The organism is Curtobacterium sp. AB7 (assembly GCF_044909335.1).
In the GTDB taxonomy this organism is placed as follows: Bacteria; Actinomycetota; Actinomycetes; order Actinomycetales; family Microbacteriaceae; genus Curtobacterium.
Map to the genome: position 1 here is coordinate 427,548 of NZ_JBIYED010000001.1, position 25,162 is coordinate 452,709.

At 68.9% G+C, this 25,162-nt stretch carries 22 protein-coding genes and 3 tRNA genes; 13 read left to right on the forward strand and 12 right to left on the reverse strand.

Annotated elements, in window-relative coordinates; translation table 11 throughout:
* The first annotated feature begins 40 nt into the window (after window positions 1–40).
* The 8 genes from gnd (at window position 41) to ABH929_RS02255 (ending at window position 8,242) form a co-directional block, all read left to right on the forward strand.
* Window positions 41–928, forward strand: coding sequence for a phosphogluconate dehydrogenase (NAD(+)-dependent, decarboxylating) (gene gnd / locus ABH929_RS02220; RefSeq protein ID WP_111083684.1), 888 nt, complete (start codon window positions 41–43; stop codon window positions 926–928).
* Between the two features lie 31 nt (window positions 929–959).
* Window positions 960–2,150, forward strand: coding sequence for a DNA replication/repair protein RecF (recF, locus tag ABH929_RS02225; protein ID WP_404559979.1), 1,191 nt, complete (start codon window positions 960–962; stop codon window positions 2,148–2,150).
* Complete coding sequence (locus ABH929_RS02230; protein ID WP_111083686.1) at window positions 2,150–2,650, forward strand: DUF721 domain-containing protein; 501 nt, start codon at window positions 2,150–2,152, stop codon at window positions 2,648–2,650. The genes recF and ABH929_RS02230 overlap by 1 nt, the downstream gene beginning before the upstream one ends.
* 133 nt (window positions 2,651–2,783) lie before the next feature.
* A complete protein-coding gene (gene gyrB / locus ABH929_RS02235; RefSeq protein WP_131845069.1) occupies window positions 2,784–4,787 on the forward strand; it encodes a DNA topoisomerase (ATP-hydrolyzing) subunit B in 2,004 nt (667 codons plus the stop codon).
* Window positions 4,788–4,904: 117 nt separating this feature from the next.
* A complete protein-coding gene (gyrA, locus tag ABH929_RS02240) occupies window positions 4,905–7,562 on the forward strand; it encodes a DNA gyrase subunit A (RefSeq protein WP_216834274.1) in 2,658 nt (885 codons plus the stop codon).
* A complete protein-coding gene (locus ABH929_RS02245) occupies window positions 7,555–7,962 on the forward strand; it encodes a DUF3566 domain-containing protein (protein ID WP_263054946.1) in 408 nt (135 codons plus the stop codon). The genes gyrA and ABH929_RS02245 overlap by 8 nt, the downstream gene beginning before the upstream one ends.
* Window positions 7,963–8,037: 75 nt before the next feature.
* Window positions 8,038–8,114 (forward strand) — tRNA-Ile (locus ABH929_RS02250).
* A 55-nt stretch (window positions 8,115–8,169) separates the two neighbouring features.
* Window positions 8,170–8,242: transfer RNA gene (locus ABH929_RS02255), tRNA-Ala, on the forward strand.
* Window positions 8,243–8,598: 356 nt separating this feature from the next.
* Here the strand turns inward: ABH929_RS02255 and ABH929_RS02260 are convergent.
* Window positions 8,599–9,174, reverse strand: a complete 576-nt coding sequence (locus tag ABH929_RS02260; protein WP_111083687.1) for a hypothetical protein — start codon at window positions 9,172–9,174, stop codon at window positions 8,599–8,601.
* A gap of 116 nt (window positions 9,175–9,290) precedes the next feature.
* On the opposite strand from ABH929_RS02260, the gene ABH929_RS02265 reads away from it, so the two are divergent.
* Window positions 9,291–9,830 (forward strand): peptidylprolyl isomerase, encoded by a 540-nt coding sequence (locus ABH929_RS02265; protein WP_111083688.1) that lies wholly within the window; start codon window positions 9,291–9,293, stop codon window positions 9,828–9,830.
* Window positions 9,831–9,837: 7 nt separating this feature from the next.
* Complete coding sequence (locus tag ABH929_RS02270) at window positions 9,838–10,692, forward strand: rhomboid family intramembrane serine protease (RefSeq protein WP_263054945.1); 855 nt, start codon at window positions 9,838–9,840, stop codon at window positions 10,690–10,692.
* A 363-nt stretch (window positions 10,693–11,055) separates the two neighbouring features.
* On the opposite strand, the gene ABH929_RS02275 is transcribed toward ABH929_RS02270, so the two are convergent.
* The gene (locus tag ABH929_RS02275) at window positions 11,056–11,310 is read right to left on the reverse strand and encodes a cell division protein CrgA (protein ID WP_263054944.1); all 255 of its coding nucleotides are present in this window, start codon (window positions 11,308–11,310) and stop codon (window positions 11,056–11,058) included.
* An 81-nt stretch (window positions 11,311–11,391) separates the two neighbouring features.
* Between ABH929_RS02275 and ABH929_RS02280 the strand changes: the two genes are divergently transcribed.
* Complete coding sequence (locus ABH929_RS02280; RefSeq protein WP_263054943.1) at window positions 11,392–12,036, forward strand: aminodeoxychorismate/anthranilate synthase component II; 645 nt, start codon at window positions 11,392–11,394, stop codon at window positions 12,034–12,036.
* A 215-nt stretch (window positions 12,037–12,251) separates the two neighbouring features.
* Here ABH929_RS02280 and pknB read toward each other — a convergent pair whose 3' ends face one another.
* From pknB to ABH929_RS02315, 7 genes are all read right to left on the reverse strand, one after another.
* Window positions 12,252–14,051, reverse strand: a complete 1,800-nt coding sequence (gene pknB, locus ABH929_RS02285; RefSeq protein WP_263089378.1) for a Stk1 family PASTA domain-containing Ser/Thr kinase — start codon at window positions 14,049–14,051, stop codon at window positions 12,252–12,254.
* Between the two features lie 133 nt (window positions 14,052–14,184).
* Complete coding sequence (locus tag ABH929_RS02290; protein WP_263054941.1) at window positions 14,185–15,966, reverse strand: serine/threonine-protein kinase; 1,782 nt, start codon at window positions 15,964–15,966, stop codon at window positions 14,185–14,187.
* Window positions 15,963–17,417 carry a penicillin-binding protein 2 gene (locus ABH929_RS02295; protein ID WP_263054940.1) on the reverse strand — a complete coding sequence of 485 codons (1,455 nt, stop codon included), beginning with the start codon at window positions 17,415–17,417 and terminating at the stop codon, window positions 15,963–15,965. Before ABH929_RS02295 ends, ABH929_RS02290 begins: the two co-directional genes overlap by 4 nt.
* The gene (locus ABH929_RS02300) at window positions 17,414–18,856 is read right to left on the reverse strand and encodes an FtsW/RodA/SpoVE family cell cycle protein (protein WP_263054939.1); all 1,443 of its coding nucleotides are present in this window, start codon (window positions 18,854–18,856) and stop codon (window positions 17,414–17,416) included. Before ABH929_RS02300 ends, ABH929_RS02295 begins: the two co-directional genes overlap by 4 nt.
* Window positions 18,853–20,211, reverse strand: coding sequence for a Stp1/IreP family PP2C-type Ser/Thr phosphatase (locus tag ABH929_RS02305; RefSeq protein WP_159572928.1), 1,359 nt, complete (start codon window positions 20,209–20,211; stop codon window positions 18,853–18,855). The genes ABH929_RS02300 and ABH929_RS02305 overlap by 4 nt, the downstream gene beginning before the upstream one ends.
* 6 nt (window positions 20,212–20,217) lie before the next feature.
* On the reverse strand, window positions 20,218–20,769 hold the full coding sequence (locus ABH929_RS02310) for an FHA domain-containing protein (protein WP_263054938.1): 552 nt from the start codon (window positions 20,767–20,769) through the stop codon (window positions 20,218–20,220).
* Entirely contained in the window at window positions 20,766–21,446 is a 681-nt protein-coding gene (locus tag ABH929_RS02315) for a DUF3662 and FHA domain-containing protein (protein ID WP_123292929.1), read from the reverse strand. The genes ABH929_RS02310 and ABH929_RS02315 overlap by 4 nt, the downstream gene beginning before the upstream one ends.
* Before the next feature lie 86 nt (window positions 21,447–21,532).
* On the opposite strand from ABH929_RS02315, the gene ABH929_RS02320 reads away from it, so the two are divergent.
* Window positions 21,533–21,619: transfer RNA gene (locus tag ABH929_RS02320), tRNA-Leu, on the forward strand.
* Between the two features lie 86 nt (window positions 21,620–21,705).
* On the opposite strand, the gene ABH929_RS02325 is transcribed toward ABH929_RS02320, so the two are convergent.
* Window positions 21,706–22,185: a hypothetical protein gene (locus ABH929_RS02325; protein WP_263054937.1), complete on the reverse strand. Its 480-nt coding sequence runs from the start codon at window positions 22,183–22,185 to the stop codon at window positions 21,706–21,708.
* A gap of 58 nt (window positions 22,186–22,243) precedes the next feature.
* On the opposite strand from ABH929_RS02325, the gene ABH929_RS02330 reads away from it, so the two are divergent.
* Window positions 22,244–22,930: an NUDIX domain-containing protein gene (locus tag ABH929_RS02330; RefSeq protein WP_263089313.1), complete on the forward strand. Its 687-nt coding sequence runs from the start codon at window positions 22,244–22,246 to the stop codon at window positions 22,928–22,930.
* On the opposite strand, the gene ABH929_RS02335 is transcribed toward ABH929_RS02330, so the two are convergent.
* Both ABH929_RS02335 and ABH929_RS02340 read right to left on the reverse strand, forming a co-directional pair.
* Complete coding sequence (locus tag ABH929_RS02335) at window positions 22,913–23,530, reverse strand: TetR/AcrR family transcriptional regulator (protein ID WP_263054936.1); 618 nt, start codon at window positions 23,528–23,530, stop codon at window positions 22,913–22,915. The genes ABH929_RS02330 and ABH929_RS02335 overlap by 18 nt on opposite strands.
* Window positions 23,531–23,550: 20 nt before the next feature.
* Window positions 23,551–25,086: a PucR family transcriptional regulator gene (locus tag ABH929_RS02340; RefSeq protein WP_263054935.1), complete on the reverse strand. Its 1,536-nt coding sequence runs from the start codon at window positions 25,084–25,086 to the stop codon at window positions 23,551–23,553.
* Window positions 25,087–25,162 lie beyond the last annotated feature (76 nt).

Consider the following 25,162-nt stretch of genomic DNA (forward strand, 5'->3'; position numbering starts at 1 on the left):
CCTGCGGACTCAGCGCGACGACGAAACAGAAGAGGAAATCATGCACATCGGTCTTGTCGGCCTTGGTCGCATGGGCAACAACATGCGTGCCCGTCTCCGCAACGCAGGGATCGAGGTCACCGGTTACGACGCGAACCCCGCCGTCTCCGACGTCGCGAGCCTCGCAGACCTGGCGGGCGCCCTGCCCGAGGGTCAGCGACTCGTCTGGGTGATGGTGCCGCACGGCAAGATCACCGACGACGTCATCACCGAGCTCGCCGGCGTCCTGAACGAGGGCGACCTCGTCATCGACGGTGGCAACTCGAAGTGGCTCGACGACACCACGCACGCCGAGCAGCTCGGTGCGCGCGGCATCCGCTACATGGACGTCGGGGTCTCCGGCGGCGTGTGGGGCAAGGACAACGGCTACGGCCTCATGGTCGGCGGTGACGTCAAGGACGTCGAGTTCGCCATGCCGGTCTTCGACGCACTGCGCCCCGAGGGCCCGCGCGAAGAGGGCTTCTCGCACGCCGGTCCGATCGGCGCGGGTCACTACGCCAAGATGGTCCACAACGGCATCGAGTACGCGATCATGCAGGCCTACGGCGAGGGCTACGAGCTCCTCGAGGCCAAGGACCTGATCACCGACGTCCCCGCCGTGTTCGCCGGGTGGCAGCGCGGGACGGTCGTCCGTTCCTGGCTGCTCGACCTCATGGTCCTGGCCCTGAACGAAGACCCGAAGCTCGACGAGCTCGAGGGCTACGTCGAGGACTCGGGCGAGGGTCGCTGGACGCTGGAAGAGGGCATCGAGCTCGCCGTTCCGATGCCGGCGCTGTCGGCGTCGATCTTCGCGCGCTTCGTCTCGCGTCAGGGCAGCGCGTCCCCGACGATGAAGGCCGTCGCGGCGCTCCGCAACCAGTTCGGCGGTCACGCCGTCAAGAAGTCCTAGGACCACCCGGGGAAACCCGGACTCGGCCCGCGTGCACGTCGACCATCTCCAACTCACCGACTTCCGGAACTACCGGGAGGCGGACGTCGATCTCGCACGCGGGCCGAACCTGTTCGTCGGGCGGAACGGGCAGGGCAAGACCAACCTGGTCGAGGCGATCGGCTACCTGTCGACGCTCGGGTCCCACCGGGTCCCGACGGATGCCGCGCTCGTTCGCCAGGGTTGCGACGCCGCGATCGTCCGCGCCCGCCTGGCGCACGAGGACCGCAGCATCCTCGCCGAGGTGCAGATCAACCGCACCGGGGCGAACCGTGCGCAGGTGAACCGGTCGGCGATCAAGCCCCGTGAACTCCCGCGCTACTGCACCTCCGTCCTCTTCGCTCCCGAGGACCTCGCCCTGGTCCGTGGCGAGCCGGCCGGTCGCCGCCGCATGCTCGACGAACTGCTCGGCCAGATCGCACCGCGGATGCAGGGGGTCCTGGCCGACTACGACCGCACGCTCCGCCAGCGGAACACCCTGCTCAAGTCGGCCCGTTCCACCGGCGCCAAGGCGAACGCGCTGTCGACGCTCGACGTCTGGGACGACCGGCTGGTCGGACTCGGTGCCGAGATCGTCGCCGCGCGCGACCACCTGACCCGCCGGCTCGCACCGTTCGTCGCCGAGGCGTACGCCACCGTCGCCGGCGAGGACCACGATGCCTCGATCGCCGGTGTGCTCTCGATCCGTGGCGGTGACCCGGAGGCCGCAGCTGCGACGGACCCGGTCCTCGGCACCCCCGACGAACCGGTGAGCGTGACCGCTGCGGCCGAGGCGTTCGCAGCTGCCCTCGAGCGGCGTCGTCGCGACGAGCTCGACCGCGGGCTGACCCTCGTCGGGCCGCACCGGGACGACGTCTTGTTCCAGCTCAACGGGTTACCTGCCCGCGGGTACGCCAGTCACGGCGAGTCCTGGTCCTTCGCGCTGGCGATCCAGCTGGCGAGCGCGTCGATCCTGCGGGCGGAGTCCAACCTCGGCGACCCGATCATCATCCTCGACGACGTGTTCGCCGAGCTCGACGAATCCCGGCGGGAACGCCTCGGGAACGCCGTGGCCGACTACGAGCAGGTGCTCATCACGGCAGCGGTGTTCGGGGACGTGCCCGCGCAGCTGGCCGCGCACACGGTGCGGATCGAGGCGGGCAGGATCGTGACCGATGCGACCCCGCCGGAAGCCGACGCCTGATGCCCCGCCCGTGGAAGCCGACCGAGCCGTCGCGACTCTACCGACACCTCCGAGCCGTCTTCGGCGACCCGTCGAAGCGCGGGGTCGACGCCCGCCGGCGGCGCTCCCGCGAGTTCGACGCCGACACCGTCCCCTACGGCCGAGGCCGTGAACCCCGAGGGCTCGGCGACGTCGTCGGATCGCTGGCCAACGAGCTCGGGTGGACCGAACCCCTGGCCCGCTCGGAGCTCTTCGTGGACTGGCCGAGCGTCGTCGGTGAGGAACTCGCCAAGCACTCCACCCCGGTCACCATCGACGACGGTGCGCTGGTCATCCGGTGCGACTCGACGGCCTGGGCGACACAGCTCCGACTCATGCGTGCCAGCGTCACGACGACCATCGCCGAGCGGCACCCGGAAGCCGGGGTCGAGTCGATCCGGGTTTCGGGGCCGGACGTCCCCACCTGGAAACGCGGCCCCAGGACGGTCCAGGGGCGCGGTCCTCGCGACACCTACGGTTGAGCCGACGAAATCATCCTGTGGTGCCAAAAAAGCCCGCCTGTGGGCCGGATGAGCCCTCGAAACAGGGGCCTCTGCGGTAGACTGGGAGGTGCAGTGCGCGGGCGTTCCGCGCGCAGGCAGGAGCACGCTCGACATGGCATCAGAATCTGAAGACGACCCGCAGAACCCGCTCGACGCGGAGACCCCGCAGAGCGAACCGTCCTACGGAGCAGACCAGATTCAGGTGCTCGAGGGGCTCGAGGCGGTCCGCAAGCGTCCCGGTATGTACATCGGTTCGACGGGGCCCCGCGGTCTGCACCACCTGGTCCAGGAGATCGTCGACAACTCCGTCGACGAAGCCCTCGCCGGGTACTGCGACACCATCGACGTCACCATCCGTGAAGACGGCGGCGTCCGCGTGGTCGACAACGGCCGTGGCATCCCGGTCGGCATCCACGCGGCCGAGGGCGTCTCGACCGTCCAGGTCGTCCTGACCGTCCTGCACGCCGGCGGCAAGTTCGGCGGCGGCGCGTACGCGGTGTCCGGTGGTCTGCACGGCGTCGGTTCCTCCGTCGTGAACGCGCTGAGCTCCGAGCTCGACGTCGAGGTCCGACAGCAGGGCCACGTCTGGCGCCAGAGCTACACCGACGGCGTCCCGGTCGCACCGCTGACCAAGGACGAACCGTCCGACGAGCACGGCACCACGATCACCTTCTGGCCGAACGCCGAGATCTTCGAGACCGTCGTCTTCGACTACGAGACCCTGCGCACCCGGTTCCAGCAGATGGCCTTCCTCAACAAGGGCCTGCGGATCAACCTGCGCGACGAGCGCACCCCGGAAGACGGGGAAGAGGCGCGGAACGACTCCTTCATGTACGAGCGCGGTCTCGCCGACTACGTCGAGTACATCAACGCGCAGAAGAAGGCCGACCTCGTCCACCCGGACGTCATCGGCTTCGAGTCCGAGGACACCGAGCGCAAGATCGCGCTCGAGGTCGCGATGCAGTGGAACACCTCGTACCAGGAGAGCGTCCACACCTTCGCGAACACGATCAACACGCACGAGGGCGGCACCCACGAAGAGGGCTTCCGCGCGGCGCTCACGTACCTGGTGAACAAGTACGCGCGCGAGACGAAGATCATCAAGGAGAAGGACGACAACCTGACGGGTGACGACATCCGTGAAGGGCTGACGGCCGTCATCTCCGTGAAGCTCGGCGAACCGCAGTTCGAGGGCCAGACGAAGACGAAGCTCGGCAACACCGAGGCGAAGGGCTTCGTGCAGCGTGTCGTCGGCGCCGAGCTCACGCACTGGTTCGAGAGCAACCCGACCCAGGCCCGCGATGTCGTCCGCAAGGCGATCCAGGCGTCGCAGGCGCGACTCGCGGCCCGTAAGGCCCGCGAGACCACCCGCCGCAAGGGGCTGCTCGAGTCGGGTGGCATGCCCGGCAAGCTGAAGGACTGCCAGTCCAAGGACCCGACCCTGTCGGAGATCTTCATGGTCGAGGGCGACTCCGCCGGCGGTTCCGCCGTGCAGGGTCGCAACCCGATGACCCAGGCGATCCTGCCCCTGCGCGGCAAGATCCTGAACGTCGAGAAGGCACGCCTCGACCGGGCGCTCGCCAACCAGGAGATCCAGTCGATGATCACGGCGTTCGGCGCCGGCATCGGTGAGGACTTCGACCCGGACAAGGCCCGGTACCACAAGATCGTGCTGATGGCCGATGCCGACGTCGACGGCCAGCACATCACCACGCTGCTGCTGACCCTGCTGTTCCGCTACATGCGTCCGCTCATCGAGCGCGGCTACGTGTACCTCGCGCAGCCGCCGCTGTACCGGCTGAAGTGGTCGAACGCCGCACACGAGTACGTGTTCAGCGACCGGGAGCGCGACGCCCTGATGCAGTCGGGCATCGCCGCCGGCAAGCGGATCCCGAAGGACAACGGCATCCAGCGCTACAAGGGCCTCGGCGAGATGGACTACAAGGAGCTCTGGGACACCACGATGAACCCGGACACCCGCACGCTCCTGCAGGTCACGCTCGAGGACGCGGCCGCAGTGGACAGCACCTTCTCGACGCTGATGGGTGAAGACGTCGACGCACGTCGCCAGTTCATCCAGCAGAACGCGAAGGACGTCCGCTTCTTGGACATCTAGACCCTGGCCTGGAGGCGCGGTGCCAGCCGCGCGCTCTGGTCCGGACCACCTGTGGTCGCGTCCACCGCGACGAACGTCACCACGGCCTCCCGGCCGTCAGAAAGGTAACGCAAGCCAATGGCTGACGACAACGAGAACGCCCCCGACGAGCAGCCCGAGATCGTCCACGGCGACAGCGGGGACATCGTCGTCTCCGGTGACCGCATCTCGCAGGTCGACCTGCAGCTCGAGATGCAGCGTTCCTACCTCGACTACGCGATGTCGGTCATCGTCGGCCGTGCGCTGCCCGAGGTCCGCGACGGCCTGAAGCCGGTGCACCGTCGCGTGATCTACGCGATGTTCGACGGCGGCTACCGCCCGGACCGCGCGTTCTCGAAGTGCTCCCGCGTCGTCGGTGACGTCATGGGGCAGTTCCACCCGCACGGCGACTCGGCGATCTACGACGCGCTCGTCCGACTGGTGCAGCCGTGGTCGCTCCGGTACCCGCTCGCCCTCGGTCAGGGCAACTTCGGCTCGCCGGGCAACGACGGTGCAGCAGCGCCGCGGTACACCGAGACCAAGATGGCGCCGCTCGCCATGGAGATGGTCCGGGACATCGACGAGGACACCGTCGACTTCCAGGACAACTACGACGGTCGCACGCAGGAGCCCGCGATCCTGCCGGCCCGGTTCCCGAACCTGCTGGTCAACGGCTCCGTCGGCATCGCCGTCGGCATGGCGACGAACATCCCGCCGCACAACCTGCGCGAGGTCGCCGAGGGAGCGAAGTGGGCCCTCGACAACCCCGAGGCGACGCGCGAAGAGCTCCTCGCCGCGCTCATGCAGCGCATCAAGGGGCCGGACTTCCCGACCGGTGCGCAGATCCTGGGCACCAAGGGCATCCAGGACGCCTACCTCACCGGTCGTGGTTCGATCACGATGCGTGCCGTCGTCAACGTCGAGGAGATCCAGGGTCGCACCTGCCTCGTGGTCACCGAGCTGCCGTACCAGGTCAACCCGGACAACCTCGCGATCAAGATCGCCGACCTGGTCAAGGACGGCAAGCTCGCCGGCGTCGCGGACATCCGCGACGAGACCTCGGGTCGCACCGGCCAGCGCCTGGTGATCGTGCTCAAGCGCGACGCCGTGGCCAAGGTCGTGCTGAACAACCTGTACAAGCACACGCAGCTGCAGGAGAACTTCGGCGCGAACATGCTCGCGATCGTCGACGGTGTGCCCCGCACCCTGCCGCTCGACGGGTTCATCTCGGCGTGGGTCGCGCACCAGGTCGACGTCATCGTCCGCCGCACCCAGTTCCGCCTGCGCGAGGCCGAGAAGCGCGCGCACATCCTGCGCGGCTACCTCGCAGCGCTCGACGCCCTCGACGAGGTCATCGCGCTCATCCGTCGGTCGCCCGACGTCGAAGAGGCCCGCTCCGGCCTGATGGACCTGCTGTCCGTCGACGAGATCCAGGCACGCGCGATCCTCGAACTCCAGCTCCGTCGACTGGCCGCCCTCGAGCGACAGAAGATCCACGACGAGGCCGAAGAGCTCGAGCGCAAGATCGCCGACTTCCAGGACATCCTGGCGTCGGAGACCCGGCAGCGCACGATCATCCGCGACGAGCTCGAGGAGATCGTCGACCGCTTCGGCGACGACCGCCGCACCGAGATCATGCTCGGTTACGACGGCGACATGTCGATGGAAGACCTCATCCCCGAAGAGGAGATGGTCGTCACCATCACCCGCGGCGGGTACGTCAAGCGCACGCGCAGCGACCAGTACCGCTCGCAGCACCGCGGCGGCAGGGGTGTCCGTGGCGCCCAGCTCCGTGCGGACGACATCGTCGAGCACTTCTTCGTCACGACGACGCACCACTGGCTGCTCTTCCTGACCGACCAGGGCCGGGTCTACCGTGCCAAGGCGTACGAGCTGCAGGAAGCCGGCCGCGACGCCAAGGGCCAGCACGTGGCGAACCTGCTCGCGATGCAGCCGGACGAGCAGATCCAGCAGGTGCTCGACATCCGTGACTACGAGGTCGCGCAGTACCTCGTCCTCGCGACCGAGCACGGGCTGGTGAAGAAGACCGCGCTCACCGAGTACGACACCAACCGCACCGGTGGCATCATCGCGATCAACCTGCGCGACGGCGACAAGCTCCGCCAGGCGCTGCTCGTCGACGAGCACGACGACCTGCTGCTCGTCTCCCGACAGGGCATGTCGCTCCGGTTCACCGCGACGAACGACACCCTGCGGCCGATGGGTCGGTCGACCTCGGGTGTGAAGGGCATGTCCTTCCGCGACGGCGACTCGCTCCTGGCCGCACGCGTGGTGGCGGACGACGGTTTCGTCTGGGTGATGACCGAGGGCGGGTACGCCAAGCGCACCGCCGTCGACCAGTACCGCATCCAGGGACGCGGTGGTCTCGGCATCAAGGTGGCGAAGTTGGCGACCGACCGAGGCGACCTTGTGGGTGCTCTCATCGTCGGTGAGGACGACGAAGTGCTCGTCGTGCTGCAATCGGGCAAGGTGGTAAGGTCTGCCGTGGCCGAGGTCCCTGCCAAGGGTCGCGACACCATGGGTGTCGTCTTCGCCAGGTTCGCGGCGAACGACAAGATCATCGCAGTGGCCCAGAACACCGAGCGGAACCTGGTCGACCAGGACGACGCCGAGATCGAGCCAGCGGGCCCGGTGGAGACGGTCAGCCCTTCCGAAGCGGCCCCGGACTCCACTGATCCCATCGACACCGAGCCCGTCGCGGACGAGGCCGGAGAGGACCAGTCAAGCAATGAGTAGTGTCGCCGAGAAGCTCCAGAAGAAGGCGAAGCGACCCGTCGGCACCCGCCAAGTGCGGCTGCGGCTGGTCTACGTCGACTTCTGGTCGATGGTGAAGCTCAGCTTCCTCATCGCCCTGGCCGGCAGCATCGTGCTCGTGGTCGCCACGGCGCTGGTGTGGGTCATCCTCAACCAGACGGGCGTGTTCACGCAGGTGGACGCCTTGTTGAAGGATGTCACCGGTCAGAACAGTTACTCGATCATGGACCAGTTCTCACTGGGTCAGGTGCTCGGGTTCTCCATCGTCGTGGGCATCCTCAACGTGGTCGTCGGCACCGTGCTCGGCGCCATCGTGAGCGTCCTCTACAACCTCAGTGTCCGCATCACCGGCGGCTTGCTCGTCGGCTTCACGAACAACTGACACACCCGGGCCGGGTGAGCTGATCGCTCGATTTCGTTCTGCGAGATCCGTGGGGTAGGCTTTCATCCGGTCTGAGGGGCTATAGCTCAGGCGGTTAGAGCGCTTCGCTGATAACGAAGAGGTCCAAGGTTCAAGTCCTTGTAGCCCCACCAGTTCTTCGGAACACACGACAATTCCATCCCGCCGCCGATCACCTCGGTGGCACTCGGGGCCTTAGCTCAGTTGGTAGAGCGCCTGCTTTGCAAGCAGGATGTCGGGAGTTCGATTCTCCCAGGCTCCACTCGCGGAAGCCCCTGGTTGACGACTTCGTCGTCTGCCCAGGGGCTTCGTTCTCTGCTCATCCGCGCCGCCGCCCCTGCGGCGCGTCGTCGTGCGTGCTCGGGTCGGGCGGGTGCTGGTGCGCCGAGGTTCCGAGATCTTGGGATCTCGAGCGCTCCTGAGGCCTTCCGTGGAACCTCGGCGGGCAACGGGCGGCGTGTTGTGGAACCTCGGCGACGGGCGCGTCCTCGGCGCCGGCCGACGGGCGTGTCTTCGCAGCGCCGGACCCGGGAACACGAGCGCGTCCTCGCAGCGCCGCGCCCGGAACGACGAAGGGCCCCGGCGGAGTGCCGGGGCCCTTCGTACGAACCGTGGAGGTCAGGCGGCAGGCTTCTCCGCCGTGTCAGCGTCGTCGGCAACCCACAGGTCGTCGTCGGCGCGGAGCGTCTGGTACGCGGCGTACGCAGCACCAGCAACGGCGACGACGCCGACGATGATGAGTGCGACACCACCGAAGCCGATGCCCTTCTTCTGCTGTGACGGCACGTACTTCACAGCAGCCTTCTTGGCCTTCTTGCCCTTCTTCTGGGCGTTCTTCACGATCTTCTTCACCCGGGGGTCCTTCGCGAGGTCGGTCACGCTCAGCACGGAGCCGGCGGTCGACACCAGTCCGGGGATGACCTCGGACTGGAACTTGTGCGAAGCGTTCTGTGCTGCGGACGTCGCAGCGTGGACCCCGGTCGCGACCGCGGGACGGATCCCGTTGTCGATCGCGTTCTGCACACGAGGGGCGATGTCCTTGCGGGCTGCGTCGGCTGCGTTCGACCGGGCTTCCGCCAGGATCGCGTTCGCGTGCTCGAGGACCTTGCGCTGCTCTCCGAGGAGCGAGGCGGTCTGGCCCTTGAGCTTCTTGATCTGCTTCCGACGCTTGCGCGGGATCTCGATCGTCGTCATCTGGTACCTCCATCGGATCGGCGTGACCCCATCCTGCCACCAGAGTCCCTGACAGGTCACGGAGCCTCACCTGTGGGTCCGGTCCGTACGCAGCCGGTGCATGCGAGAATCGGAACATGTCTCTGCACACCGCTGTCGCAACGATCCACACCAACAAGGGCGACATCCGCGTCAACCTGTTCGGCAACCACGCACCGAAGACCGTCAAGAACTTTGTCGACCTCGCCACGGGCAAGCAGGAGTGGACCCACCCGGGTACGGGCAAGGTCTCCACCGACAAGCTCTACGACGGCGTCGTGTTCCACCGCATCATCAAGGACTTCATGATCCAGGGCGGTGACCCGCTCGGCCAGGGCATCGGTGGCCCGGGGTACCGCTTCGACGACGAGATCTCCCCCGAGCTCACGTTCCAGAACCCCTACATCTTCGCCATGGCCAACGCCGGCATCCAGGGTGGCCGTGGCACCAACGGCTCGCAGTTCTTCATCACCACGGTGGCGACGCCGTGGCTGCAGGGCAAGCACACCATCTTCGGTGAGGTCGCCGACGACGAGTCGCGTGCCGTCGTCGACGCCATCGAGGGTGTCCCCACCGACGGCCGTGACAAGCCCGTCGAGGACGTGGTCATCCAGAGCATCGACGTCGAAGGCGTCTGATCCTCACGTGACCGACCAGGCGTACAACCCGAACAACACCTGCTACCGGCATCCGGACCGGCAGAGCTTCGTGCTCTGCCAGCGCTGTGGGCGGACGATCTGCCCGGAGTGCCAGACGCCGGCGGCAGTCGGGGTGCACTGCCCGGAGTGCGTGCGTGAACAGCGCGCGCAGTTCGCCGCGAACCGCCGTGCGTCCGGAGCCCCCAGCGGGCTGACGGTCGCGCGGCGGCGTTTCGCGATGCTCGACCAGAAGGCGACGGTCGTCATCGTGGCGATCACGGTCGCCGTCTGGCTGCTCGACCAGGTCAGTGGGGGCTTCTTCACCAGCCTGCTCGCCTACAACTCGCTGCTGCTGCCCACGCAGCCGTGGCGGGTCGTGACCGTGCTCTTCGTCCACTCGGGCATCCTCCACATCCTGTTCAACATGTGGGCGCTGTGGATCTTCGGCCGGATGCTCGAGAACATGCTCGGTGCCTGGCGATTCGTGGCGCTGTACTTCATCACCGGGATCTTCGGTTCGATGCTCGTCACGTTCCTCGCCCCCGGTACCTGGGTGGTCGGGGCGTCCGGTGCGATCTTCGGGCTCTTCGCGGCGTTCTTCGTGCTGCAGCGGAGCCTCGGGCAGAACGCCGTACAGCTCCTCGTGATCATGGGCCTCAACCTGGTCGTCGGGTTCCTCCCGGGGACGAACATCTCGTGGCAGGCGCACGTCGGCGGGATCATCGGCGGCTTCTTGGTGGGCTTCGTGTTCGCCAAGACCCGGAACATCCGGCAGCGGCCGCTGCAGATCGGCCTGCTCGTCGCCTCTGCGCTGGTGGGCATCGTCCTCACCGCAGTCGGGTACGCGGTCACCATCAGCTGACCCGATCCGGACACACGTCACCGAACGCCCCGTCGCATCCGCGGCGGGGCGTTCGTCGTCCCACCGTCCCCTCGTGGCGCGACCCGGGCTCGACAAGTCCTCGTCCACAAGGCGTCTGCCGAGTTATCCACAGGTGTGGAGAAACCAGTGAGTTACACGCGTGTGATTATCCCCATTGTGGACTCGGCTGTGGATAACTCCGGGGTCGGGGTGTGGATGACGATGTGGAGAGTGTGGAGAAGTGTGGAGAACCGGCCGGATCCTCGATGATCTGGGGATCAGCGGCAGCAAGTCCTGTGGAGAACGACAACGCCCGCCGCACCAAGTGGTGCGACGGGCGTCGGAGTGTCTCGAGGCTGCGGATCAGCGCCAGCGGGTGGTCATGAGGAAGCCGATGAACATGATGCCGAAGCCGACCAGGATGTTCCACGAGCCGAGGCTCGGCACCGGCAGGGTCGCGTTCGAGATGTAGAAGACGATCACCCAGACGAGGCCGATGATCATGAAGCCGAACATGACCGGCTTGAACCACACCGGGTTCGGGGCGTCCCCCGCGGTGTCGACCGAGTCGGCTCGGGTCGTCCGGGCGGGCTTGGTGCGGTCCTTGTCACTGGCCATGGCCGGTATCCTACCGTGACCACGTGTGTGGATCGGCCCGCAGACCGCTGCACACATCCCCCACGAGTACGGTGAACCGCCATGACCAGGATCCTCGTCGTCGACAACTACGACAGCTTCGTCTACACGCTGAACGGGTACGTCCAGCAGCTCGGGGCCGACACGGACGTGGTGCGCAACGACGCCTTCCCCGAGTCGGAGATCGCCGACCGCATCGCCGACTACGACGGCGTGCTGCTGTCGCCCGGCCCGGGCACCCCGGCCGACGCCGGGGTCTCGATCCCGACGGTGCACTCGGCGATCGCGTCCGGCACCCCGCTGCTCGGGGTGTGCCTCGGCCACCAGGCGATCGCAGAAGCCCTCGGCGCCACGGTCACGCACGCCGACGAGCTCATGCACGGCAAGACCTCGCAGGTCGACCACGACGACAGCACGCTCTTCGCCGGAGTCCCGCACCCCTTCACGGCGACGCGGTACCACTCCCTCGCGATCGTCGACGGTACGGTCCCCGACGAACTGACCGTGACGGCCCGGACCGGCGGTGGCGTCATCATGGGCGTCCAGCACCGCGACCACCCCCTCTACGGCGTGCAGTTCCACCCCGAGTCGGTCCTGACCGAGGGCGGCTACCGCATGGTCGGCAACTGGCTCGAGACCACCGGCCTGTCCGGTGCTGCCGAGCGCGCCGACGGGCTCGGCCCGCTCATCGCGACGCACCGCGCCTGACGCGTCAGGAGGGCGCGGCCGGCGGTGTCTCGCGGCGACGCACCTGGAGCAGTGGACGAGACGACCCGACGGGCGCACGGACGCGTGGCGGGGAGGCGCCGGGCCTCCTGGCCGTCAGCGTGCCGACGGGAGGCCCGTCACCGGTCCGTCAGGCCGCACGCGTGTCCGTGTGGCCTGCTCGACGGCCGCAGTGGCGTCGTTCCGGATCGGGACGTTCAGCGACCGTCGCCGTTGTCGCCGCCGTTGTCCCCGTTGTCACCCTTGTCGTTCCCGTCGTCGGAGGACGGGGCCTTGGTCGGCTGGCTCGACGCGGCGCAGTAGGTCAGGGCGACCGCGCTTCCCTGGGCGACGTCGCCCTGGGGGGTGTCCTGCTGCGTGACGAGGCCACCCGTGCACGAGTCCGACGGTGACGGTGTCACGGTGAGACCGAGCTGCTCGAGCGACGCCTTGGCATCGGCGAACTGCTGGTTCGTGACGTTCGGCAGCTGCACCTTGCCGTTGGAGACCGTCAGGTTGATCACGATGCCCTTGGTGTGGAGCGAACCGGACTCGGGGTCGGAACTCATCACGGTGCCCTCTGGCAGGTCGGACGAGTAGTCGGAACTGATCGCGCCGACGCGGAAGCCGGCGTCTTCCAGCGTCTGCTGCGCGGCTGCCTGGGACTGCCCGTTCAACTCGGGGACCGGGAGCCGCTGGGGGCCGAGGGACACGACCACGTCGACGTTGGACTTCCGGCCCACGTTGATCCCGGAGCCCGGGTCGGTGCGGATGACCATGCCCTTGTCGACGTCGTCGGAGTTCTCCTCGACCTTGACCGGTGTGAGGTCCTTCTTCTCGAGGGCGCTGACCGCTGCGCTGTAGGTCGACCCGGTCACGTTCGGCACGCTCACGGACGACGAGACCGGCGGCTTGCCCGGCTGCAGGTTGGCGACGAAGAACACGACCCCGACGATGACCGCCACCGTCAGCAGGATGCCGACCCAGATCCACGCCACCGGTGGACGGTTCTGGGTGCGCTGCGGGCGGTGCTCGGCGGTGTCGTCGTCGAGCTCACGGAAGGCCGCGGCGGGGTTCGACGTGGTGCGCGGGTCGACCCCGAACAGCACCGTCGAGGCGTCGTTCGCCGCGTTCTGCTGGATCTTCTTGGTGGACGCCGGAACCCGGCCCGAAGCGGCTTGCTGCAGGTCCGAGCGGAACTCGGCGGCGTTCTGGAAGCGGCGCGTGCGGTCCTTGACCAGGGCGTGCAGGGTCACGGCGTCGAGTGCCGGAGAGACCTCGGGCGTGATCGAGGACGGGGCGACGGGCTGTTCGCTGACGTGCTGGTAGGCCACTGCCACCGGGGTGTCGCCGAGGAAGGGCGCACGGCCGGTGAGGAGCTCGAACAGCACGACACCGGTGGAGTAGATGTCCGTGCGGGCGTCGACGGTCTCGCCGCGGGCCTGCTCCGGCGAGAAGTACGACGCAGTACCGAGGATCGACGTGGTCTGCGCGACCGTGGCGGAGGTGTCGGTGATGGCGCGGGCGATGCCGAAGTCCATGACCTTGACCTGGCCGTTGTGCGTGACCATGACGTTGGCGGGCTTGATGTCGCGGTGCACGACGCCGGCGCGGTGCGAGTATTCGAGCGCGGTGAGGATGCCCTCGGTGATGCGGACGGCCTCGGCCGGAGCGACGGCACCCTCGGCGATGATGTCGGAGAGCGGACGGCCCTCGACGTACTCCATCACGATGAAGGGGACCTGCACCTCGGCGCCCGAGGTCTCGGTCACGGTCTCCTCGCCGGCGTCGTACACCCGGACGACCGTCGGGTGGGCCATGCGTGCAGCGGCCTGGGCTTCCTGCCGGAACCGGGTGCGGAACGCCGGGTCGTTGGCCAGGCTCGGCTTCAGGAGCTTCACCGCGACCTTGCGACCGAGACGGGTGTCGTTGCCGAGGTGCACGGTTGCCATGCCGCCTCGGCCGATGACATCACCGATCTCGTAACGGTTGGCGAGGAGGGTGATCCCCGCGGTCACACCTTCTGGCACGTACTCCTCCGTCTGTCCGTCCGGGCTAGTGTACGGCAGCACCACCTGGTGAGACGCTGGTCAGCGAGGGGTCGACCGAACCGTTACCGAACGGTGTCGACAGTCCCCGTCCGGGGGTCGTTCAGTTGCCGTCCATCGGGGTCTCGGTGGGGTTGGTCCCGTCGGTGGGGTCCGTGGTGTCGCCCGGATCCGTCTCGTCCGCGGTCCAGGTCGCCGTCGCAGCGTCCGAGCCGGGCGACTTCGGCAGGGTGTTGCCGTTGGAGCCGCACGTGACCGAGTACACGAAGGTGACCGGGGTGTCCACGGCGTCTGCCTGGATGGTCACCGCCGTCGACGAGATCGTGCCCGAGGTCGCACCGGACGCGTCCTTGCCGTTCTTCGCGACCCAGGTGTACGTCGAGACCGTGTACCCGACGGGGCACTCGGACGCCTGCCAGCTGAACAGGACCGAGCCGTCGGACGACACGGTGCCGGCCTTCGCCGCGGCGGGCTTGGCCACCGACGGCGGCGTCGTGTACTGCCGGATGGTCACCAGCGAGCCCTGCAGGACGCTGCCCGTCGGCGTGATCGACTGCACCGTGTTCGCCTGGTCGGCGTTCGGTGCGGCGTCGCCGTCCTCGACCGCCGTCTGGAAGCCGAGGTTCTGGAGCTGTGACTCGGCCTCGGCGGTGGACATGCCGACGTACTCGTCGTTGCTCAGCGTGACGCGGGTCTCGGTGGGCGAGGGCGTCGGAGTCGGGGTCGGCGTCTGCGAGGGGCGGGGGCTCTTCGAGACGGACCTGGACGGCGACGGACTCGGATCGGGGGACCCGTTCAGCGCGAACGCGCCGATGACGGCGGCGATCGCGAGCACCACGACGACACCCACGACCCACCAGATCCAGGCGCGCTTCTTCTTCGGTTCCTCGGCCGCGTCGTCCGCCGGGGACACCGGTGCGCCGGGTCCGCCGGCGCCCGCGGCTGCCGCGCCGGACTGGGTGCCGAGCAGTGCCGTGGCGGCGTCGTTGCCCTGACCCTGCGGCGGGTTGAACGCGACGGTGCCGCCCTGCGCGATGGCGGGGACGGCGACGGTGGCCGCTGCGACGTCACCACGGCGGAGCGCCTGCGCGGCGCGCGCCAGGTTGGCGGCGGTGGCGGGACGGTCGGCGGGCTTCTTCGCGATGCACGAGATCACGAGGGCGGCGACGGGCTCGGGGATGTCCCCGGGCAACGCCGGCGGCTGCTCGTTGATGTGCGCCATCGCGATCGCGACCTGCGACTCGCCCGTGAAGGGACGACGACCTGCGAGGGCCTCGTACGCGACGATGCCGAGCGAGTAGATGTCGGTCGACGGCGACGCCGGATGCCCGCTCGCCTGCTCGGGCGAGAGGTACTGCACGGTGCCCATGACCTGCCCGGTCGCGGTGAGCGGGACCTGGTCGGCGATGCGCGCGATGCCGAAGTCGGTGATCTTGACCCGGCCATCCGGCGTGATGAGCAGGTTGCCGGGCTTGATGTCACGGTGCACCAGGCCGACCGCGTGTGCGGCCTGCAGGGCGTTCGCGGTCTGCGCGACGATGTCCAGGACCTTGTCGACGGGCAGCGTGTGCTCGCGCTCGATCATGGTCGACAGCGCTTCGCCGGGGACGAGCTCCATCACGAGGTAGGCGCTGCCGTCCTCTTCGCCGTAGTCGAAGACGTTGGCGATGCCCTCGTGGTTGACGAGCGCAGCGTGCCGGGCCTCGGCGCGGAAGCGCTCGAGGAACCCGGGATCGCCGAGGTACTCGTCCTTGAGGATCTTGAGTGCGACGGTTCGGCCGATGACGAGGTCGGTGGCCTGCCACACCTCTCCCATGCCGCCGATGGCGACCCGGGACGAGAGCTGGTACCGCCCACCGAAGGTGAGTCCGCTGGTGGGTCTCATTTGTTCAGCACCGCCTCCATGACTTTCTTCGCGACCGGGGCCGCGACCGTGTTGCCGACTCCCGACTGACCGAGCCCGCCGCCGTCTCCGACGACGACCGCCACGGCGACCTCCGGGTCCTTCGCGGGCGCGAACCCGGTGAACCAGAGCGTGTAGGGATCGCCTGTTCCGCCCTCGGCCGTGCCCGTCTTCCCTGCGACGTCGACACCGTCGATCTTGGCATTCGTTCCGGTCCCGGCGTTCACGACGCTCTGCATGGCCTCGGTGAGGTCAGCGGACTCGGAGGAGGACAGCGGATCACTGTACTGCTTCGGGGAGAAGGACTCGACCGTCTTCAGGTCGCTCGTGGTGATCGAGTCGACGAGCGAGGGCTGCATGACCTTGCCGCCGTTCGCGATGCCGGCCGACACCATGGCCATCTGCAGCGGGGACACCCGGACGCTCGCCTGGCCGAAGGCGCTGAGCATGAGCTGCGCGGTGGAGTCGACCTCGGGGTACTGGCTGGCGGTCGCGGACATCGGGACCTCGATGGCGTCACCGAAGCCGTACTTGTCGGCCATGCTCTTGATCGCGTCGTACCCGAGCTTCTGTCCGAGCTCGGCGAACGGGATGTTGCACGAGTACTGGATGGCCGTGCGGAGCTTGACCTTGTCGCCGCCGCCGCACGTGCCGCCCTCGGCGTTGTTGATGTACGAGCTCGTGCCGGGGAGCTGCAGGCGCGACGGGTTCGGGAACGTCGAGTCGAGGTTGTACTTGCCGCCCTCGAGCGCCGCGGATGCCACGACCAGCTTGAAGACGGATCCGGGCGTGTACAGGTCGCCGCCGATCGCGCGGTTCTGCAGCGGGGACGACGAGGCGCCGAGCAGGGCGTCGTACTGCTCCTTGACCTTCGCGGTGTCGTGCGAGGTGAGGGTGTTCGGGTCGTAGCTCGGCTTCGAGACCATCGCGAGGATCTTGCCGGTCTTCGGCTGGATGGCGACGACGGCGCCGCTGTTCGTGCCGAGGGCTTCGTACGCGGCCTGCTGCACGGCGGGGTCGATCGTCAGGTTGACGTTGTCGCCCTGGACGTCCTGGCCGGTGAGGATCGAGTTGAGGTTCTGGAAGAACGAGGCGTCCGAGTTGCCGGACAGCACGGTGTTCTCCGCGCTCTCGATGCCGGTGTTGCCCTGGCCGATGGTGAAGTACCCGGTGACGGCGGAGTACAGCTCGCCGTTGGTGTACTTGCGCTGGTACTCGTACTGGTCGTCCACCGGGGTCGACTCGGCGATCGGGCTGCCGCCGACCAGGATCGCACCGCGCTTGGTCGAGTAACTGTCCAAGATGGTGCGTGAATTGCGGGAGTCGGCGCGGAGGGAGTCCGCCGAGAAGAACTGGATGGACGTCGTCGACACGAAGAGTGCGACGAACATGAGCACGATGACGGTCGAGACACCGCGGAGCTGTCGGTTCATCGACGACGCTCCTTCCTGGTCGCGCGCGCAGACCGCCCGCTCGCGGCGGGGATCGCGCCCTGCTGGACGCGTTGTTCGGCGGGGATGGAATCGGTGAGTCGCAGCAGCATCGCGGCGATGATCCAGTTGGCGATGAGCGAGGAACCACCCGCGGCCATGAACGGTGTGGTCAGGCCGGTCACCGGGATCACGCGGGTGATGCCGCCGACGACGACGAACACCTGCAGGGCGATCACGAAGCCGAAGCCGACGCCGAGCAGCTTGCCGAAGTCGTCCTGCGCCATGAACCCGACGCGGATGCCGCGCGAGGCCAGCACGATGAACAGCGCCAGGATCGCGAAGACGCCGATCAGGCCGAGTTCTTCACCGAGCGAGGCGATGATGTAGTCCGCGTTGGCGACCGGTGTGATGTACGGGCGCCCCTGGCCGAGGCCGGTGCCGGTGATGCCGCCGTTCGCGAAGCCGAAGAGCCCCTGCACGAGCTGGTAGCTGGCCTGGGTGTCGCGGCTGAAGACCTCTTGGTTGAACGGGTCGAGCCACTGCTCGAACCGGCCGTGCACGTACTCGAGGGCGCTCTGCGCGACGAGGGCGCCGCCGACGAACAGCGCGAGGCCGATGACGACCCAGCTGATGCGCGCGGTCGCGACGTAGATCATCACGAGGAACAGGCCGAAGTACAGCAGCGCCGTGCCGAGGTCGCGCTGGAAGACGAGGACCGCCATCGCGGCGCCCCACATCACCAGGATCGGGCCGAGGTCACGGGCGCGCGGGAACGTCATGCCGAGGAACTTCTTGCCGACGATCGACAGGGAGTCGCGGGCGGTCACCAGGTAGCCGGCGAAGAACAGGGCCATGGTGATCTTCGCGAGCTCACCGGGCTGGAAGGAGAACGGCCCGATCTTGATCCAGACGCGTGCGCCACCGATGTTCTGGCCGATGCCGGGCAGGATCGGCAACAGCAGCAGCGCGATCGTCAGGAACATGAAGATGTAGCGGTACCGCTGCAGGAACCGGTGGTTCCGCACCAGCAGCAGCGTGGTGATCGCCAGGACCATCGCGAGCATCGTCCAGACGATCTGCTTCACACCGATGGCGTCCCAGCCGGTCAGGCCGTTGTGGACGTCGATGCGGTAGATCTCCGCGATGCCGATGCCGTTCAGCACGAGTGCGATCGGCAGGACGAAGGGGTCGGCGTTCTTCGCGACGACCCGCAGCACGACGTGCATCACGAGCCCGAGCCCGAGGATGCCCGCGCCGACCCACAGCACCGAGGTGTCGAACAGCCGCCCCTTGGTGCCGAGCTGCACGAGGACCATCGCGCCGGCGCAGATGCCGCAGGCGATGACGAGCAGCACGAGCTCGAGGTTCCGAGCACGTGCGGGTTCACGGAGCTTGATCGTGATCGCCTGCGTGAACGACTGGGCGGTGGCGTTGCTCATCGCGAGCCCCGGGTCGGGGTCGGCGTGGGCGTCGACGACCGGGTCGGCGACGGCGAGGGTGACGAGGTGGATCCGCCGTCACCGCCGGTACCGGCTTGGTCCTGCCCGGTCTCGGCGGCCTTGCGCAGTCGGTCGACGATGTCGCGCGCGTCACCGAGCGACTGCGCGTTGATCGTCGAGCGGACGTTCTCGCGGGTGTAGTCCGGCAGCATCGACACCGTGATGTCGGTGTCCTCGTAGACGTCCGACAGCGCCAGTGGTCCGATCGACTGCTGCACGCCCTTGTAGATGGCGACCGTGCCGCGGTCGGTGCCGACGTAGTAGTGGTCCTGGGTGATCCGCCAGCCGAGGAACACGGCCCCCACCAGGGCGGCGACGGCCACCACGAGCGCGACCGTCCACGAGACCCGACGTCGGATGCGGCGTCGGCGGTCCTCGGCGATGAGCTCCGCGAAGAACTGGTCGGACTCGGGCTCGAAGTGCGAGTCCTCCGGAGCCGTGGTGACCTTGAGGGGGTGCAGCAGGATCGTGGGGAGGCGGATCGGCTTGCGACCGGTCGACGCCTCGAAGGTCAGGGGAGCGGCCGCGGACCCGACGGTGGTGGCCGCGTCATCGTCGTCGTCGACCTCGTCCGCGGTGACGTCCATGACGACGACGGTGACGTTGTCGGGGGCGCCGTGGTCGAGGGTCTCCTTGACCAGGCGCTGCGTGACCTGGTTGGCGTCCATGTTCGACGCCAGGGCGTGCCGGATGCGCTCTTCGGCCAGGTACGACGACAGGCCGTCGGAGCACAGCAGCCAGCGGTCGCCCGGCTGGATGTCCATGATCGCGGTGTCGACCTCGGGTGCGGCATCGACGTCGCCGAGCACCCGCATGAGCACCGAGCGACGGGGGTGGACCGCGGCTTCCTCCGGGGTGATCCGGCCGCTGTCGACCAGGCGCTGCACGAAGGTGTGGTCCGACGTTATCTGCTGCAGCTCGCCGTCACGGTGGCGGTAGATGCGCGAGTCACCGATGTGCGCGATCGCGATCTGCTCGCCGACCCGGATCATCGCGGACACCGTGGTGCCCATACCGGTCAGTTCCTGGTGCTCGAAGACCGTCTCGGTGATGAGCTGGTTCGCGGCGATCAGGGCCGACTGCAACGCGAACTCGGCGTCGTGGGCCGAGGGGAACTCGCGGTCCACCTCCCTGATGCGCCGGATCGCGATCGCCGAGGCGACGTCGCCGCCAGCGTGCCCACCCATGCCGTCCGCGACCGCGAACAGGTGCGCCCCGGCGTAGCCGGAGTCCTGGTTGTTCGCGCGGATGCGGCCCACGTGGGACACAGCGGCGCTCAACGTGCGAGCGGTCATGCCGGGTTACCGCCGCAGCTCGAACGTCGTCGTCCCGATCGTGATCGGCGTGCGCTCCGCGACGATCAGGGGAGCGCTCACCTTCTGACCGTTGACGAAGGTGCCGTTCGTGGACTCGAGGTCGGTGAGGAGCCAGCCGTCGGCGCGCAGGTCGAGCCGGGCGTGGTTGGTCGAGGTGTAGTCGTCGCGGATCACGACGTTGGACTCGCTGGAGCGACCGATCGTGATCGGTCCTCCGCCGAGCGGCATCTCCATGCCCTCACGCGCGCCCTCGGTGATCACGAGGCGGGTCGCGGCTGGCGATGCGGACTGCGTCGCCTGGGTCGGTTGCCCGATCAGGTCGGTGAACGCGCCACCCGAGGCCGCTGCCGGCGCCGCCGCTGCGGGGATCGTCGGGGTCGTCGGTCCGGAGGGAGCCGACTTGGAATCCGTGGGGATCGTGCGCACGCGCTGGCCGAAGAGATCACTGCGCAGGGCGAAGACGATCACGAAGACGAACAGCCAGAGCACCGCGAGGAACGCGAAGCGCAGGACGAGCAGGGTCAGGCCTGTGGTCATCGAGCACCTCCGTCGTTCTCCGGGATCACCCGGAACACCATACGGGTACGACCGATCTCGATGGTGGAGTCCGGCTCCACGATCGCCTGTTGGAAGTGCTGTCCGTTCAGCTTCGAGCCGTTCGTCGAGCCCAGATCCGTGGCCTGGGCGTGCTTGCCGTCCCACAGGACCTCGACGTGCTTCCGGCTCGTCCCGGTGTCCGCGATGGTGATGTCGGCGTCGCTGCCACGGCCGATCACGGTGCGTCCGCGCTGCAGGCGGTGCCGCTGCGAGCCGATGTCGAGCACGGCGATCCACGCGACGTCGCGCTGCACCGTGGTGGAGTCGATCTGCAGGATGCCCGTCGACAACGTGCCGTCCTGCTGCAGCCGGATGGTGACCGGACCGGAGAACGAGTAGTTCTGCGCGACGGCGTGCTGGTGGGCCATCTGCGTGAGTTCGTCGATGAGCGGACGGCCGACGTCGTTCATGCGCGTGAAGTCCGGCGGCGCGAGGCGCACGGTGAACTCGTTCGGCACCAGGATGCGCTCTCGCGACACCACGGCGGCCTTCGTGTCGAGCTCACGGCGCAGGGCGCTGGAGATCTCGACCGGCTGCACACCGGAGCGGAAGGTCTTCGCGAACGCGCCGTTCACGGCGCGCTCCAGCCCTCGCTCGAAGTTGTCCAGCAGGCCCATGTGTCTCCAGAGTCGTCGGTCGTCAACCACTGCATGGTAGTGGTTGGCGCAGGGGGCAGTCTGTGCGTGGTAGTGTTTTGGGGCTGGCGCGAGTGGCGGAATTGGTAGACGCGCACGGTTCAGGTCCGTGTGCTGGAAACGGCGTGGGGGTTCAAGTCCCCCCTCGCGCACCAGGCGAAACAGCGAAAGGCCCCGGAGCAATCCGGGGCCTTTCGTGTTCTTCCGGGGCGTCCCGGAGCGGCCGTCGCCGGATGGCGGATCAGGTCCGATCGGCGTCCGTCGGGTGGTCGGGATCCGGCCAGGAGGCCCGGCTCGACCCCGACACGCCGGGTCCGGAGAACCCGTGGTCGGTTCTTCCCGCATCGCTGCGGGCGAAGAACGGGCGCGCGCTGGGCAGGAAGAGGAGGACCGCGGCGACGACCGACAGCGCGATCGTCAGGAGTCCGACTTCGCCGCTCGTGATGCTGAGCACGGCACGGGCCACGGCGACGACGACCAGCACGATGCGTGCCACCCGCGATCCGGTGGCCGTGCGGACGACCGCCCACCCGACGAGTCCCCAGACCGCGACCGCGACGAGCACCGTCAGGACCGTGCCGAGGGCGTTCCCGTCCGCGCCCGCCACGAACTGCAGGACGGTCGCCACCAGGCAGACCGCGACCCAGAGGAGCCAGAGCACGATCGACACCGTGACGACCTGCGGTCGATCCGGGCGACGGGTGAACGGTGTCCTGGTCATGGCTGCACGGTACCGGGCGGTCGGGTCGTGCAAGCGGCCGCCCCGCTAGCGTGACCAGGTGACCGATGATCGTGCAGCAGCCCCTCGTCCCGGCGTCGACGTCCCCGATGCCCGTGGGCGGACCGGACTCGACGCCGTCGGCCGTGACCTCGACCGCAACCCCGACGTCGTCGTGCGGGACGTCGAGGTCGTGTCGGACGGGTGGCACGTGCTCCGTCGCACCACGCTCGACGTCCGGCGCCGGGACGGCCGGTGGGACCGGCAGCAGCGCGAGACCTACGACCGCGGGAACGGTGCAACCGTGCTGCCGTACGACGCCGAGCGCCGTACCGTCCTGCTCACGCGGCAGTTCCGGTGGCCGGCGTACGTGAACGGGCATCCGGACGGGATGCTGATCGAGGCGGCGGCGGGGCTGCTCGACGAGGACGACCCCGAGACCGCCGTCCGACGCGAGGCCGCCGAGGAGCTCGGCATCCGGCTGGGCGACCTGGTGCGCGTCGGCGACGTCTTCATGAGCCCCGGTTCGGTGACCGAACGCGTCCACTTCTACGTCGGTGCGTACACACCGGCGGACCGGGTCGAGGCGGGCGGCGGGGTCGAGGACGAGGGCGAGGACATCGAGGTGCTCGAGCTGGCACTCGACGAGGCGCTCGCGATGGTCGAGGACGGCCGGATCGCCGACGGCAAGACGATCATGCTGCTGCAGTGGGTGGCACTGCGGCGGGTGTCACCCCGACAGGGCTGACCCGTCCAGGCCCACCGCTCGGGCGATCGTCGTGCGCACCAGGCCCTCGCGGGTCGGTCGGTCGAGGTAGTCGACCAGGGCGTACCCGTTGGTGGCGTCGACGAGCGCGAAGAGCAGGCGTCCCACGCCGTCCGGGTCGTCGGTCCGCAGCACGCCCCCGCGCACCCCGTCGACGACGACCGTGGTCGCGAGGAGCTGCCAGTCGTCCATGACGTCCCGTGCCGCGGTCGCCAGTGCCGCGTTCGTGCGGCCGATGCTCCACGCGTCGGCCCACAGGGTGGCGACGTCGTCGCGCGCGGGATCGGCGATGCAGCCGAGCAGGGTGCGGAGACCCGAGACCGGGTCGGGCGCAGCGGCGACGATCGCGCGGACCTCGGCGACCTCGGCTGCCGCGACGGTGCGGAACGTCTCGCCGACCAGGTCCTCCATGTTCGGGCGGTAGTGGGCGACGAGCGACGGCGCGACCCCGATCACGGCGGCGATCCCGCGGAGCGTCACCGCCGCGAGGCCCTCGGCACGCGCCAGGTCGACGGCGGCCGCCGTGATCTGGGATCCGCGTTCGGCCGGGCTCAGGCGCCGGCGGGCCGGTGTCGTCGGCATCGTCCCACCGTATCCGCGCGTCACGCGCCCTCGACGACGAAGGCCGCCCACAGGTCGGCACGGGTCGCGAAGACGGCGAGGTCGCGGTCGAGGAGCCGGCCGGCGTGCTCGACCCGGGAGCGTGCGGTGTGACGGTGGATGCCGAGCACCTGGGCGGCGCGGTCGTACTCGCAGTTCTGCTCGAGCCAGGCGCGGACGGTGCGGGTGAGCTCGGTGCCCGCCGACCGGTCGTGTTCGAGCAGGGGAGCGAGGAACGCGCGGGCGACGGCTCCGGCGTCGACGTCCACGTGGGCCAGGTGTGCGAGGACGCCTTCGCGGGCGAGGTCGCCGAACTCGGTGGTGCCCGGTCGCCCTTCCCGCCGACGGTCGAGGGCCTGCACGGCCTCGGTGCGGGCACGGCCGAACGACCGGTACGCGGCACCGTCCGACAGGCCGGCCCGCAGGTCGAAGCGTCCGACCAGTTCCTCGACGATCGCGGTGTCGTCGGCGCTCACGCACAGGAAGAGGGCGTCGTCGACGGCGAAGAAGAGCTGTCCGGGCCGGTCCTGCACCCACAGTTCGAGCAGGTCGACGACGGTGTCGACGTCGTGGTCGTCGACCTCGAGGGCCGCGATCCGGACGGGTTCGGCGGGCAGGGGCCCCCACACCTCGCGCGACGTCGACTGGACCACCTCCGGATCGCCGACCGAGAGCATGGTGAGCAGGCCGGTGCGCAGGAGCCCGCGCGCTCTGGCCAGCTCACGGTTCTGCTGCAACGCGAGTCCGGCGAGGGCGATGACGGACGTCACCACCTCGCGGCCGGCGCGGTCGAGCGCACCGCCGTTCGCGATCGCGAGCACACCGCTCAGGTGGCCCCCGCTGCCGAGGGTCTGCAGGGTGAACCCGGTGTGGTGCTCGGTGGTCACCGGCAGGCTCGCCCGCTGTCCGGCCCGCAGCAGGCGCAGCGCCTCGGTCCGGAGCAGCTCGAGGTCCTGGGCGGGCACGCCGTCCGTCGGGTGCCCGCGGTCCAGCCGCCCGGACACGTCGAAGAGCCCGACCCAGCCGTCGAGCTGCCCGGAGAGCTCCGCGATCGTGGCCCCGAGCCCGTCCGGGCGCATCGCCGCGAGCGAGATCGCCCGCTGTGCGGCGAGGGCCCAGGCGTTCCGGGCGTTCGCGTCGCGGGCGACCGCTTCGGCGTTCGCCTGCGCGACCGCGATGAACGAGGTCTCGTAGGGCACCTCGAACAAGGGGAGTCCGTACTGCTCGCAGGCGGCGACGAGGGCGTCCGGGGTGCCGGCGCGGACGACCTCCGTGCCGAACCCGAGTGCGACGACGCCCCGCTCGACGAGTCGGCGGACGTAGGGGCCGGCGACGTCCTCCGGGACCTCGGCCTCGGCACCGAACTGCGTGCCCGTCGTCAGCAGTCCCTGCCCGTCGGCCAGGAACGGCGTCGGGTCCTCGAGGTCGGAGCTGTGCAGCCACGACAGCGGGGCGTCGAGGGCGCCCGTGTCCGCGCCGGTCAGTGGGCGGAGGCGGAGGTCGGCACGGTGCAACAGGGAACGCAGCGTCGCGGGCATGCGAGCACCTTATCCACCGGGGCGATCGGACCGGGCCTCGATGTACACGGTGGACAGCCGCCGTGGTCGCCGCAGG

Coding starts and splice junctions, on each gene's coding strand:
- gnd (WP_111083684.1), top strand. CDS start 41: ATGCACATCGGTCTTGTCGGCCTTGGTCGCATGGGCAACAACATGCGT.
- ABH929_RS02230 (WP_111083686.1), top strand. CDS start 2,150: ATGCCCCGCCCGTGGAAGCCGACCGAGCCGTCGCGACTCTACCGACAC.
- gyrB (WP_131845069.1), top strand. CDS start 2,784: ATGGCATCAGAATCTGAAGACGACCCGCAGAACCCGCTCGACGCGGAG.
- gyrA (WP_216834274.1), top strand. CDS start 4,905: ATGGCTGACGACAACGAGAACGCCCCCGACGAGCAGCCCGAGATCGTC.
- ABH929_RS02245 (WP_263054946.1), top strand. CDS start 7,555: ATGAGTAGTGTCGCCGAGAAGCTCCAGAAGAAGGCGAAGCGACCCGTC.
- ABH929_RS02260 (WP_111083687.1), bottom strand. CDS start 9,174: ATGACGACGATCGAGATCCCGCGCAAGCGTCGGAAGCAGATCAAGAAG.
- ABH929_RS02265 (WP_111083688.1), top strand. CDS start 9,291: ATGTCTCTGCACACCGCTGTCGCAACGATCCACACCAACAAGGGCGAC.
- ABH929_RS02275 (WP_263054944.1), bottom strand. CDS start 11,310: ATGGCCAGTGACAAGGACCGCACCAAGCCCGCCCGGACGACCCGAGCC.
- ABH929_RS02280 (WP_263054943.1), top strand. CDS start 11,392: ATGACCAGGATCCTCGTCGTCGACAACTACGACAGCTTCGTCTACACG.
- ABH929_RS02290 (WP_263054941.1), bottom strand. CDS start 15,966: ATGAGACCCACCAGCGGACTCACCTTCGGTGGGCGGTACCAGCTCTCG.
- ABH929_RS02295 (WP_263054940.1), bottom strand. CDS start 17,417: ATGAACCGACAGCTCCGCGGTGTCTCGACCGTCATCGTGCTCATGTTC.
- ABH929_RS02300 (WP_263054939.1), bottom strand. CDS start 18,856: ATGAGCAACGCCACCGCCCAGTCGTTCACGCAGGCGATCACGATCAAG.
- ABH929_RS02305 (WP_159572928.1), bottom strand. CDS start 20,211: ATGACCGCTCGCACGTTGAGCGCCGCTGTGTCCCACGTGGGCCGCATC.
- ABH929_RS02310 (WP_263054938.1), bottom strand. CDS start 20,769: ATGACCACAGGCCTGACCCTGCTCGTCCTGCGCTTCGCGTTCCTCGCG.
- ABH929_RS02315 (WP_123292929.1), bottom strand. CDS start 21,446: ATGGGCCTGCTGGACAACTTCGAGCGAGGGCTGGAGCGCGCCGTGAAC.
- ABH929_RS02325 (WP_263054937.1), bottom strand. CDS start 22,185: ATGACCAGGACACCGTTCACCCGTCGCCCGGATCGACCGCAGGTCGTC.
- ABH929_RS02335 (WP_263054936.1), bottom strand. CDS start 23,530: ATGCCGACGACACCGGCCCGCCGGCGCCTGAGCCCGGCCGAACGCGGA.
- ABH929_RS02340 (WP_263054935.1), bottom strand. CDS start 25,086: ATGCCCGCGACGCTGCGTTCCCTGTTGCACCGTGCCGACCTCCGCCTC.